The organism is Paraburkholderia sp. MM5482-R2 (assembly GCF_050436125.1).
In the GTDB taxonomy this organism is placed as follows: Bacteria; Pseudomonadota; Gammaproteobacteria; order Burkholderiales; family Burkholderiaceae; genus Paraburkholderia; species Paraburkholderia tuberum.
This window is the reverse complement of record NZ_JBNDLP010000002.1, coordinates 94,645-106,540: the sequence shown is the minus strand read 5'-3', so window position 1 is coordinate 106,540 and position 11,896 is coordinate 94,645. Positions and strand designations below refer to the sequence as shown.

Annotated in this window: 11 protein-coding genes and 1 pseudogene; 6 read left to right on the top strand and 6 right to left on the bottom strand. The window is 64.7% G+C overall.

The window, feature by feature from the left end; translation table 11 throughout:
- Window positions 1-2 precede the first annotated feature (2 nt).
- From OKW37_RS03555 to OKW37_RS03530, 6 genes and pseudogenes are all read left to right on the top strand, one after another.
- Complete coding sequence (locus OKW37_RS03555) at window positions 3-1,172, top strand: flagellar basal body P-ring protein FlgI (protein WP_026225507.1); 1,170 nt, start codon at window positions 3-5, stop codon at window positions 1,170-1,172.
- A gap of 12 nt (window positions 1,173-1,184) precedes the next feature.
- A complete protein-coding gene (gene flgJ / locus OKW37_RS03550; protein ID WP_184065931.1) occupies window positions 1,185-2,189 on the top strand; it encodes a flagellar assembly peptidoglycan hydrolase FlgJ in 1,005 nt (334 codons plus the stop codon).
- A gap of 354 nt (window positions 2,190-2,543) precedes the next feature.
- Complete coding sequence (locus OKW37_RS03545) at window positions 2,544-3,317, top strand: flagellar brake protein (RefSeq protein WP_184065917.1); 774 nt, start codon at window positions 2,544-2,546, stop codon at window positions 3,315-3,317.
- A gap of 241 nt (window positions 3,318-3,558) precedes the next feature.
- Entirely contained in the window at window positions 3,559-5,553 is a 1,995-nt protein-coding gene (flgK, locus tag OKW37_RS03540) for a flagellar hook-associated protein FlgK (RefSeq protein ID WP_429356302.1), read from the top strand.
- A gap of 9 nt (window positions 5,554-5,562) precedes the next feature.
- Window positions 5,563-6,789, top strand: a complete 1,227-nt coding sequence (gene flgL, locus OKW37_RS03535; RefSeq protein ID WP_184065899.1) for a flagellar hook-associated protein FlgL — start codon at window positions 5,563-5,565, stop codon at window positions 6,787-6,789.
- A gap of 111 nt (window positions 6,790-6,900) precedes the next feature.
- A pseudogene (locus tag OKW37_RS03530) lies at window positions 6,901-7,839 on the top strand (IS1595 family transposase); the annotation flags it as partial.
- A 137-nt stretch (window positions 7,840-7,976) separates the two neighbouring features.
- Here OKW37_RS03530 and fliR read toward each other — a convergent pair.
- From fliR to fliM, 6 genes are read right to left on the bottom strand one after another with little or no spacing between them, the layout of a single operon-like run.
- On the bottom strand, window positions 7,977-8,759 hold the full coding sequence (gene fliR / locus OKW37_RS03525; protein WP_090802523.1) for a flagellar biosynthetic protein FliR: 783 nt from the start codon (window positions 8,757-8,759) through the stop codon (window positions 7,977-7,979).
- A gap of 31 nt (window positions 8,760-8,790) precedes the next feature.
- On the bottom strand, window positions 8,791-9,060 hold the full coding sequence (gene fliQ, locus OKW37_RS03520) for a flagellar biosynthesis protein FliQ (RefSeq protein WP_090802525.1): 270 nt from the start codon (window positions 9,058-9,060) through the stop codon (window positions 8,791-8,793).
- Between the two features lie 35 nt (window positions 9,061-9,095).
- Window positions 9,096-9,905, bottom strand: a complete 810-nt coding sequence (fliP, locus tag OKW37_RS03515; RefSeq protein ID WP_184065895.1) for a flagellar type III secretion system pore protein FliP — start codon at window positions 9,903-9,905, stop codon at window positions 9,096-9,098.
- Window positions 9,905-10,420, bottom strand: a complete 516-nt coding sequence (gene fliO, locus OKW37_RS03510; protein WP_429408033.1) for a flagellar biosynthetic protein FliO — start codon at window positions 10,418-10,420, stop codon at window positions 9,905-9,907. Before fliO ends, fliP begins: the two co-directional genes overlap by 1 nt.
- Window positions 10,417-10,881, bottom strand: coding sequence for a flagellar motor switch protein FliN (gene fliN, locus OKW37_RS03505; RefSeq protein WP_090802529.1), 465 nt, complete (start codon window positions 10,879-10,881; stop codon window positions 10,417-10,419). Before fliN ends, fliO begins: the two co-directional genes overlap by 4 nt.
- The gene (gene fliM / locus OKW37_RS03500; RefSeq protein ID WP_184065889.1) at window positions 10,874-11,872 is read right to left on the bottom strand and encodes a flagellar motor switch protein FliM; all 999 of its coding nucleotides are present in this window, start codon (window positions 11,870-11,872) and stop codon (window positions 10,874-10,876) included. The genes fliN and fliM overlap by 8 nt, the downstream gene beginning before the upstream one ends.
- Window positions 11,873-11,896 lie beyond the last annotated feature (24 nt).

Here is an 11,896-nt window from a genome sequence, read left to right as displayed (position 1 = left end):
TCATGGGTACCGTCTTCAACACGCTGTCGCGCGCGGGCCGCGCACTGATGTTCGTCGCGCTCGCCTGCGCGGCGCTGCCGGCCGCGACGCCGGCGCACGCGGAGCGCCTGAAGGACCTCGTGCAGATCCAGGGCGTGCGCGACAACCCGCTGATCGGCTACGGCCTCGTGGTCGGCCTCGACGGCACCGGCGACCAGACCACGCAGACGCCGTTCACGACGCAGACGCTCGCGAACATGCTCGCGAACCTCGGCATCTCGATCAACAACCAGGCGGCGGGCTCCAGCAACTCGCAGTCGTCGCTGTCGAACATCCAGCTGAAGAACGTCGCCGCGGTGATGGTGACCGCGGTGCTGCCGCCGTTCGCGCGGCCGGGCGAAGCGATCGACATCACGGTGTCGTCGCTCGGCAATGCGAAAAGCCTGCGCGGCGGCACGCTGCTGCTCACGCCGCTGAAGGGCGCCGACGGCCAGGTGTATGCGCTCGGCCAGGGCAACGTCGCCGTGGGCGGCGCGGGCGCGAGCGCGAACGGCAGCAGGGTGCAGGTCAACCAGCTCGCCGCGGGGCGCATCACCAGCGGCGCGATCGTCGAGCGCTCGGTGCCGACGGCGGTGTCGCAGGCGGGCACCATGCAGCTCGACCTGAACGACATGGACTACGACACCACGCAGCGCGTCGTCGCGGCGATCGACAACGCGTTCGGCAGCGGCACCGCGACCGCGCTCGACGGCCGCACGATCCAGCTGCGCGCGCCGGCCGATCCGCAGCAGCAGGTCTCGTTCATGGCGCAATTGCAGAACCTCGAAGTGCGGCCCGGGCAGGCCGCCGCGAAGGTCATCCTGAACGCCCGCACCGGCTCGATCGTGATGAACCAGATGGTCACGCTGCAGAACTGCGCGGTCGCGCACGGCAATCTGTCGGTCGTGATCAATACGCAGCCGGTGGTGAGTCAGCCGGGCGCGTTCTCGAACGGCCGCACGGTGGTCGCGCAGCAGTCGCAGATCCAGATGAAGCAGGATAACGGCTCGCTGAAACTCGTGAACGCCGGTGCGAACCTCGCCGAAGTGGTGAAGGCGCTCAACGCGCTCGGCGCGACGCCCGCGGATCTGATGTCGATTCTGCAGGCCATGAAAGCAGCCGGCGCATTGCGCGCCGACCTTGAAATCATCTAAGGAGCACGCGAGATGAATTCCGATACGACCAATAGCGTCAACTCCGCCAACGATCTGACCAGCCGGTTCGCGCTCGACGTGCAGGGCTTCGGCGCACTCAGCGCGCAGGCGAAGGCCTCGCCGCAAGCCGGCATGAAGATGGCCGCGCAGCAGTTCGACGCCGTGTTCACGCAGATGATGTTGAAGAGCATGCGCGATGCAACGCCGCAGGACGGTCCGTTCGATTCGCACGACACGGCGACGTTCACGTCGATGATGGATCAGCAGATGGCGCAGCAGCTGTCGAAGAAGGGCATCGGCGTGGCCGACGCGATGCTCAAGCAACTGATGCGCAACCAGGGCATGCAGGTGGGTGGCGCGAACGGCGCGGGCGCGGCGGGTGGTCTCGCCGGCATGGCCAACGCGCTCGGCGGCGGTAGCGGCGGCGACGAAGGCCAGAGCGCGGCGCTCAACGCGCTCGCGCGTGCCTACGGCAACGCCCAGGCCAACGGTCAGCTCGGGCTCGGCCGCGCCTACTCGGCCAATAGCGCGCTGACGCCACCGGTGCGCGGCGACGGCAGCTCGTCGAAGGTCGACGCCTTCGTCGACAAGCTCGCCACGCCGGCGCAGGCCGCGAGCGCGGCGACCGGCATTCCGGCGCGCTTCATCATCGGTCAGGCCGCGCTCGAATCGGGCTGGGGCAAGAGCGAGATCAAGAAGGCCGACGGCTCGACGAGCCACAACGTGTTCGGCATCAAGGCGGGCAACGACTGGACCGGCAAGACCGTGTCGACGGTCACGACCGAGTACGTGAACGGCAAGCCGCAGCGCACGGTCGAGAAATTCCGCGCGTACGACTCGTACCAGGAAGCGATGACCGATTACGCGAGCATGTTGAAGAGCAATCCGCGTTACGCGCAGGTGATCAATTCGTCGCGCGACGTGAACGGTTTTGCGAACGGCATGCAGCGCGCCGGTTATGCAACCGATCCGCATTACGCGAAAAAGCTGCTGTCGATCATGCAGAAAATGGGCTGATTAAAAATAACGCACGCGACGGGCATTAAAGCGGTTTTAAAGGTGTCGGTAAAAGCGGCGATAAAAGCAGCAGAAAAACCGGCATCGGTAAAAAGCTCCGCAGGGTCCGGGGCGAGCAAGGTCGCGGAAAATAGGGCAGATACGCTTTTAACGTTTGCGCGAAATTTTCCGGCGAATATTTAAATTGAGCCCCTAAATTTTGGCTCGATGCTGCCGCTAACGAGTTAGACCCGATACCGGAATAGCGCTGTAAGGTCCGGTCGAACGCGTGTGTTGCGGCTTTGCATGAAGACCCTCAGAGTCCATGGCTAGGCCCTGGCACGTGCCCGCAAGAACATGCTTACCGGCAAGCCCATGGATATGAACCAGTCGAACGGCCTGACTGACACGAACGGTCAGCCGCACGTCCCGCAAAACGAGAGCGCTTCCGATTTCGGCCGCCGCAATCCGCTGGAAATCGGCGTGCAGCTGCGCAATATCGTCAATCGCGGCGATTTCCTCACCGTCGAATATGCGGGCGGGCAGATCGTCACGCGCCTGCTCGACGTCGACGTGCGCGAGCGCACCTTCACCTTCGATTGGGGCGCGCTCGCCGATCAGAACAAGGGGCTGCTCAACGCGCCGCGCTGCCAGTTCCACGCGTCGCCCGACGGCGTGCGCGTCGAGTTCACGACCCCGACGCCACGCGAGACGCGCTTCGAGGGAATGCCGGCGTTCGAGGCCGACTTCCCCGAGGTGCTGTTCTACGTGCAGCGCCGCGAGTACTTCCGCGTCGCCGCGCCGATTCTCGACCCGTTCATGTGTACGGGCCGCCTGCCCGAGGGCGACACTTTCCGCTTCGAGGTGCACGACCTGTCGCTCGGCGGCGTCGGGATGCGCACGACCGACCTGCGCGTCGCCGCGCTGCCGATGGGCGCGCGCCTGATGGACTGCGAGCTCACGCTCGGCGCGCTCGGCCGTCTGTCGCTCGATCTGCAGCTCGTGTCGCATCGCTCGCTCGCGCTGCCGAACGGCACGCAGCGCTATCAGCTCGGCTTCCGTTTCCTGTCGCTGCCGGGCAGCGCGGAAAACACGCTGCAGCGGCTGATCACGCAGCTCGAAATGAAGCGCCGCTCGCTGGCGCGCTGAGCGGCGAGCCAACGCGCGGTGCCGTGCGCGCGACGCCCGGCACCGCGCGAACGCTTTGGCCGAGGAAGCAAACGTTGCACTCGCGTCGGAGGCAACAGCGCGGCAACGTCGCGCAAACATCGACATCGCGGCGAGCGCAAACGAAGTGGAATGGCCCTCAATTTTTCGCACGTCGGGCCGTTAAAGAGGATGTTCCACTAACGCGGTGGCATGTCTGCGATGCCGCCCTTCAGGATGACGCATGTCCAGCAATCTGTTGAATATCGGCCTTAGCGGACTCAACGCGGCCCAATGGGGTTTGACGACGACTGGTGAGAACATCAGCAACGCGTCGACACCCGGCTATACGATGGAAACCCCGGTGTATTCGGAGACGGGCGGCACGTATACCGGCTCCGGCTACCTGCCGATGGGCGTCTCCACCGACACCGTGACGCGCGCGTACAGCCAGTACCTGACGACCCAGCTGAACAACGCGCAGTCGTCGAGCAGCGCGCTCACCGCGTACAACACGATGATCACCCAGCTCAACAACCTCGTCGGCAGTCCGACCGCCGGGATTGCGAGCGCGATCAGCGGTTACTTCACCGGGCTGCAGAACGTCGCCAACAACGCGTCGAGCGTGTCGACGCGGCAGACCGCGGTCAGCGACGCGCAGACGCTCGCGAACCAGATCAACGCGGCGGGCCAGCAGTACGACCAGTTGCGCTCGAGCGTCAACACGCAGCTGAGCAACTCTGTTACGCAGATCAACACCTACACCGCGCAGATCGCGTCGCTGAATACGCAGATCACGCAGGCGAGCAACCAGGGCCAGCCGCCGAACCAGTTGCTCGACGAACGCGACCAGGCGGTGTCGAACCTGTCCCAGCTGATCGGCGTGTCGGTCGTGCAGGACAACGGCAGCTATAGCCTGTTCATGTCGAGCGGACAGCCGCTCGTGCTGGCCGGCAACAGCTTCAATCTCGGCACGGCGACTTCGTCGGGTGATCCGAGCGAGCTGTCGGTCCAGTATCTCGGCCAGGCCGGGGCAAAGCCGACACCGACGCCGCAGACGCTGTCCGACACGAGCGTGTCCGGCGGCACGCTGGGCGGACTGCTGCAATTCCGCTCGCAAACGCTCGATCCGGCCGAGGCGCAACTCGGCGCGATCGCGACCAGCTTCGCCGCGCAGGTCAATGCGCAGAACGAACTCGGCCTGACGCTGAACGGCACCGCGGGCGGCGCGCTGTTCACGGTCGGCTCGCCGACCGTGTACGCGAACTCGCAGAACACCGGCAACGCTACGCTCGGTGTCTCGTTCGCCGACGCGACCCAGCCGACCACGGGCGACTACACGCTGTCGTACGACGGCAGCACCTACACGCTGACCGACAACCAGACCGGCAGCATCGTCGGTTCGGCGGCGAACCTGACCAACCCGATCGGCGGCCTGCAGTTCTCGGTCGCGAGCGGCACGATGAAGGCCGGCGACTCGTTCTCGGTCGAACCGACCCGCGGCGCGCTCGACGGCTTCGCGCTGACCACCACGTCGGCGTCGGCAATCGCGGCCGCGGCGCCGGTGCTCGCGTCGGCGTCGACGTCGAACACCGGCACCGGGACGATTACGCAAGGCACGGTATCTGCCGGCTACAGCGCGCCGACCAGCACCTCGACGATCACTTACACCGCGGGCACCGGCCTGACCGGCTTCCCGGTCGGCACGGTGGTGACAGTCGCCGGCTCGCCGTCCACGCAGTACACGATCAGCTCGGCGACGACCGCGGTGCCATACTCGCCGAGCTCGGGCGCGACGCTGACGATCACCAACCCGAGCAATTCGGCGAGCGCGGGCGTGATGAACAACGTGACGGTCACGATCAGCGGCACGCCCGCCAACGGCGACTCGTTCACGATCGGACCGAACACCGGCGCGACCAACGACGGCCGCAACGCGCAACTGCTGTCGAACCTGACTTCGGCGCAGGCGCTCGACGGCGGCACCTCGACGCTGACGGGCGCGTACGCGAGCTACGTCAACAACATCGGCAACCAGACCACGCAGATCCAGACCTCGGCGACCGCGCAAAGCACGCTCGTCACGCAGATCACGTCGGCGCAGCAGTCGGTGTCGGGCGTCAATATCAATGAGGAAGCGGCCAACCTGCTTCAGTACCAGCAGCTCTATCAGGCCAACAGCAAGGTCATCCAGACGGCGCAGACGCTGTTCCAGACTTTGCTTGGCATCTTCTCGTAAGGCGGAACCATGCGAATTTCGACCCAGCAGTACTTCAGCATGAACGTCGCGAACATGAGCAATCAGCAGGCTCAGTTGTCGCAGATCTATCAGGAAATCTCGAGCGGCGAGAGCCTGACCACGCCCGCCGACAATCCGCTCGGCGCCGCGCAGGCCGTGCAGCTCAGCTCGACGGCGTCCGCGCTGTCGCAGTACACGACGAACCAGAACGCGGCGCTCACGTCGTTGCAGGCCGAGGACTCGACGCTCTCCAGCGTCATCACGACGTTGCAAAGCGCGAACACGTTAGGCCTGCGCGCCGGCGACGGCAGTTTGAACGACGCCGACCGCACGGCGATCGCCGCGCAGCTGACCGCCCTGCGCGACCAGCTCGTCACCTCCGCGAATGCGAGCGACAGCTCGGGCAATGCGCTGTTCGCCGGTTTCCAGAATTCGACCCAGGCCTTCACGACCGATGCGGCCGGCAACGTCACCTATACGGGCGACACGGGCACGCGCACCGTGCAGGTCACCGATAGCAACGCGGTCTCGACCGGTGACAATGGGCTGTCGGTGTTCATGAGCGTCGGCGCGACCAACGCGCAGCCGATCGCCTCGGGCGACCCGGCCAATACCGGCAGCGGCGTGATCGGCGCGGTGTCGGTCAAGGATCCGACCAACGCGGGGAACGCGGACTCGTACCAGATCCAGTTCAGCGGCAGCGGCAGCTCGCTCACCTACACGGTCACTGACACGACGACCAACGTCGCGGGTACGGTGCAGCCGTATACGGCGGGCTCGGACATCACGATCGCGGGCCAGACCGTCGAAATCACAGGCACGCCGGCGGCCAACGACAAATTCACGGTGCAGCCGGCCAACCAGGCGGGCACCAACGTGTTCGCGAACCTGAACGCGATGATCGCCGCGCTCCAGCAGCCGGTGAGCGGCAACCCCGCGGCCTCGGCGAACCTGCAGAACGCGTTGAATACGGGCCTGTCGCAGCTTGGCAACACGCTGAACAACGTCACCGCGGTGCAGGCATCGGTCGGCGGCCGCGAGCAGGAAGTCAAGGCGCTGCAAACGGTGACGGAGACCAACTCACTGCAAACGCAAAGCGATCTCGCGGACCTGACCCAGACCGACATGGTCTCGACGATCAGCAAGTACTCGATGGAGCAGGCGGCCTTGCAGGCTTCGCAGCAAGCGTTCGTGCAGATCCAGAACATGTCGCTGTTCCAGTACATCAACAGCTGATGCCGCTCCCGGCGGCGCAATAAAGAAACCGGCGCGAGCCGGTTTTTTTATGTCCGCGATTTTCGGCGTATGGGGTGTCCATTTGACCGGAGTTAAGCGTAGACTGGGGCAATGGAACGCGCCCACGCCAGCATCCACTACCCTAAGTCCCTTGGGGAGTTTCAGGCCTGGTTCCCGACTGATGCAGACTGCCTGGACTACCTCGAATGGCTGCGATGGCCTTGCGGCTTCGTCTGCCCGTCCTGTGGGCATCACGGAGGATGGCGGCTTGGGGACAACCGGTTCATGTGTACTGGATGCGGTAGCCGCACATCGGTGATGGCTGGCACCATCTTTGACCGGACACGTACTCCGCTCACGGTTTGGTTTTCGGTCTGTTGGCATTTTGCTACCGCTAAAGATGGGATCTCCGCGCTGAGTTTGAAGCGGACCTTGGAGATCGGCTCCTACCAGACGGTGTGGGCTATTCTTCATCGCCTGCGGTCTGTTCTGATTCGCCCCGATCGGGAGCGCCTTTGCGGGAAGGTGGAGGTGGACGAAACCTACATCGGAGGCAAAGAATCCGGACTTTCGGGAGGCCGTGCCAAAGGGAAGAAGATCCTGACGTGTATCGCGATCGAGATCGTGGAGCCGAAGGGATTCGGGCGCTGTCGAATGGCGCCCGTGGCGGATGCCTCCTCGGAATCGCTTCGCTCCTTCGTGTTGGATAACGTCGAGCCCGGGGCGACGGTCATCACCGATGCCTGGCAGGGTTACCGGTGGCTGGAGAAGAATGGTTACATCCATGACCGCCGTAGCCAGCGGGCCGCGTCGGCGCGGGGCGAGGACCCCGAAGAACTTCTGCCAGGTGTGCATCGAATAGCGTCCCTTGCAAAACGTTGGCTCCTGGGCACCCACCAGGGAGCGGTGGATTCTGCACACTTGCCCAGTTACCTGGACGAGTTCGTGTTCCGTTTCAACCGCCGCCGCTCACGTAGCCGAGGGATGCTGTTCTATCGGGTCATGGAGCTTGCTGTCGCCCATGGACCGGTTCGTTACCAAGACCTTGTTATGACCCAGCGCCCAAAGGCTGTTCCTCCAAAGCCGCCGGGGCAACGCGGACATCCGCCCAGCTTGGAGCGACCTTCGCCGAGCCGCCCGTGGAGGCAAAACGCTAACTCCGGTTAAATGGACACCCCATTTCGGCGTTATCCCAGCGCCGCCGCGACCCGTCCCATCTCATCGATGCCGTTATCGAACAAGCGCACGAAGAACGGGATCATGTTCGGCAGCATCAGCTGCACGAGCAGCAGGCCGACCAGCATCGTCAGCGGAAAGCCGATCTGGAACACGCCGATCTGCGGCGCCGCGCGATTGAGAATGCCGAGCGCGAGGTTCGCGATCAGCAGTGCGACGACGACCGGCAACGCGAGCAGCAGCCCCGCCGAGAAGATCGAGCCGCCCCAGTTCGCGAGCGTTTGCCAACCGTGCGGGGCGAGCAGGTTAGCCGACACCGGCACCGACTGGAACGTCGTCACGAGCGCGGCGATCATCTGCAGATGACCGTCGACGGCGAGAAACACCAGCGTCGCGATCGTCGTCATGTAGCGTGAGATCACGACGCCCGAGCCGGTCGCCTGCTGGTCGAAGAAGGTCGCGAAGCCAAGGCCCATGCCGAGGCCGATGAAGTAGCCGGTCGCGTCGATCGCCTGGAACACGACCTGCATCGTCACGCCGAGCGCGATGCCGATCAGGAACTGGTTGACGAGAATCCACACGCCGGCCGCGGAAAACACGGTGACCTGCGGCAGCGCGCCGATCGTCGGGGCGACGATGATCGTCGCGAACGCGGCGAGACCGATTTTCACGCGCGAGGGCAGCGACATGTTGCCGAGCACCGGCGCGGTCGCGATCAGCGCGGCGATGCGCGCGAACGGCCACAGGAACGCGGTCAGCCAGACGTTCAGTTGCGCGTAGGTGACCGTGAACATGGAGTGGGGAGGGCAGGCGTGCCAGCGGCGCTCAGTTGACGAGCGTCGGAATGCTGGTGATCGTGTGGCGCAGATAGTCGAGCATCGTGGTCAGCATCCATGGTCCGGCGATCACCAGCGTGAGCGCGATCGCGAGCAGCTTCGGGATGAACGACAGCGTGCTTTCGTTGATCTGCGTGGCCGCCTGGAACAGGCTCACGACCAGACCGACGACGAGCGCGACGAGCAGCAGCGGGGCGGCCAGCACGAGGCCGACGTACATGGCCTGGTGGGCCAGCGTCATGACTGCTTCGGGTGTCATCGTGAGTGCCTGAGGAACAAGGAGTCGAAAAAATATCAGACGAAGCTCTGCGCGAGCGAGCCGAGCAGCAACTGCCAGCCGTCGACGAGCACGAACAGCATCAGCTTGAACGGCAGCGAAATCGTCGCCGGCGACACCATCATCATGCCCATCGACATCAGCACGCTCGCGACCACCATGTCGATGATCAGGAACGGAATGAAGATCGTGAAGCCGATCGTGAAGCCGGTCTTCAACTCGCTCGTCACGAACGACGGCACCAGCAGCGACAGCGGCACGTCTTCGGGCCCCTGCATCGGCGCCGCGTGCGAGATGCGCGCGAACAGCGCAAGGTCGCTTTCGCGGGTCTGACGCAGCATGAAGGTCTTGAACGGCGCGACGCCGCGCGCCACCGCCTGATCCATCGACATCGTGCCTTCGGAGAACGGCTTGTAACCTTCGTTATAGGCTTTATCGAGCACCGGCGACATCACGAACAGCGTCAGAAACAGCGCGAGACCGACGACCACCTGGTTCGGCGGCGTCGTGGTCGTGCCGAGCGCCTGGCGCAGCAGCGACAACACGATCACGATGCGCGTGAAGCTCGTCATCATCAGCACCATCGCGGGCAGGAACGACAGCATCGTGAGCAGCAGCATCGTCTGCACGCTCAGCGAGTAGGTCGTGCCGCCGTTGGGGCCGGGGCTCGTCGTGAACGCCGGCAGGCCGGCGGTTTGCGCGAAAGACAGCGTCGGCAGCGCGAACAGCAGTGCCGGCAGCGCGAGTTGAAGCGCTGCGGGGAGCGCCCGCCCCGCACGGCGCGTAAGCGCGAAGAACCAGGCTGACTGCCTGAAACTGACCTGCATTACCGATCCCCGCCGCGGTGCGCGTTGAAACGTTTGCCCACTTCGCCTTTCAGGGCGTCGCGAAAGCGTTGACCAAAAGTGCCGGAAAGCGGTGCTGGCGAAGCGGCAACCGTATCGGCCGCGACGGCACCCGCCGGCATCGTATGCAGCAGCCGCACGTTGCCGGGCGCGGCGCCGAGCACGAGCCACGTATCGCCGATCTCGACGACCGCGACGCGTTCCTTGCCACCGAGCGAAGCGCCGCCGACCGTCTTCACAAGACCGCCGCGCTGGCCCGGTTGCAGGCCGAAGCGTCGGGCGAGCCACGCGCAGCCGAACACGAGGCCGATCACAACCGCCAGCCCGACGAAGGTTTGCAGGACCGCGCCGACGCCGAGCGCCGGCACCGCGCTGCCCGCGCCGACACCGGAGGCGATCTTCGCGGCGTTGTTGACCGCGTTCATGTCGGCGGCGTGCGCGACGGTGGACGCGAAAAGCGACGCGAGCAGCACGCCGCGACCTGCCAAACGTTTCATCGATTGAGTTTCCGGATGCGTTCGGACGGCGTGATGATGTCGGTCAGCCGGATACCGAACTTGTCGTTGACGACCACCACCTCGCCTTGCGCGATCAGGCAGCCGTTGACGAGCACGTCCATCGGCTCGCCGGCCATGCCGTCGAGTTCGACGACCGAGCCCTGCGCGAGCTGCAGCAGATTACGGATCGCGATCTTGGTGCGGCCGAGTTCGACCGTCATCTGGACGGGAATGTCCAGGATCATGTCGATGTCGTTGTGCGTCGAGGTCGGCGCGGCCTTCGACAGCGGCTGGAACACGGCGCCCGCGGCCGGGTTGATTTCGTCGTTGCCGTTCTGCTCGGCGAGCGCGCTTGCCCAGTCGGCCATCGCCGCGTCGTCTTCCACGGCGGACAGCTCGCCGGCGGCGAGTTGCTCGGCTGCCGCGAGATCGGTCTCGGGCTTTGCGTTCAGGTCACTCATATCCACCTTCCTTCATCGTGTCGGCTGCGCTGATCATCTTCTGGACCCGCAACGCGTACTGACCATTGAAAATTCCGTAGCCGCATTCCATCACCGGCACGCCGTCCACTTTCGCGGTGATGTGCTCGGGGATGTTGATCGGCAGAACATCGCCTTTGCGCATGTTCAGGATCTGTTCGAACGTGACCGGCACCTGCGCGAGATCGGCGCTCAGCTGCACTTCGGCGGCCTGCACCTGCTGCGACAGCACGCGCACCCAGCGTCGGTCGACGTCCATCGCCTCGCCCTGGATCGGCGACGAGAGAATGTCGCGGATCGGCTCGATCATCGAGTAGGGCATGCAGATGTGCAGCGTGCCGCCCGTCGAGCCGAACTCGATCGAGAACTGCGTGACGATGACGATTTCGTTCGGCGTCGCGACGTTGGCGAACTGCGTGTGCATTTCCGAGCGCACGTATTCGAACTGCAGCGGACGCACGCTCTTCCACGACGCCGCGTAGTGCTCGAACGTCAGATTGAGCAGCTTCGTGATGATGCGCTGCTCGGTCTGCGTGAAATCGCGTCCTTCGACGCGCGTATGGAAACGGCCGTCGCCGCCGAACAGGTTGTCGACCACGAAGAACACGAGGTTCGGATCGAACACGAACAGCGACGTGCCGCGCAGCGGCTTCACGTGGACGAGGTTCAGGTTGGTCGGGATCGGCAGGTTGCGCGTGAACTCGCTGTACTTCTGCACCTTCACCGGGCCGACGGAAATTTCCGCCGAGCGCCGCATGAAGTTGAAAATGCCGACGCGCAGCAGGCGCGCGAAGCGGTCGTTGATGATTTCGAGGCCCGGCATCCGGCCACGGACGATACGTTCCTGCGTGGCGATGTTGTACGGCCGCACGCCCGTGCGGTCGTTTTGCTCGGATTCCGTGTCGGATTCGCCGGTGACGCCCTTCAGAAGGGCATCGACCTCCTCCTGGGACATGAACTCTTCGTGGCCCATTGCTTATTCCTCGTGCGTCCCTTG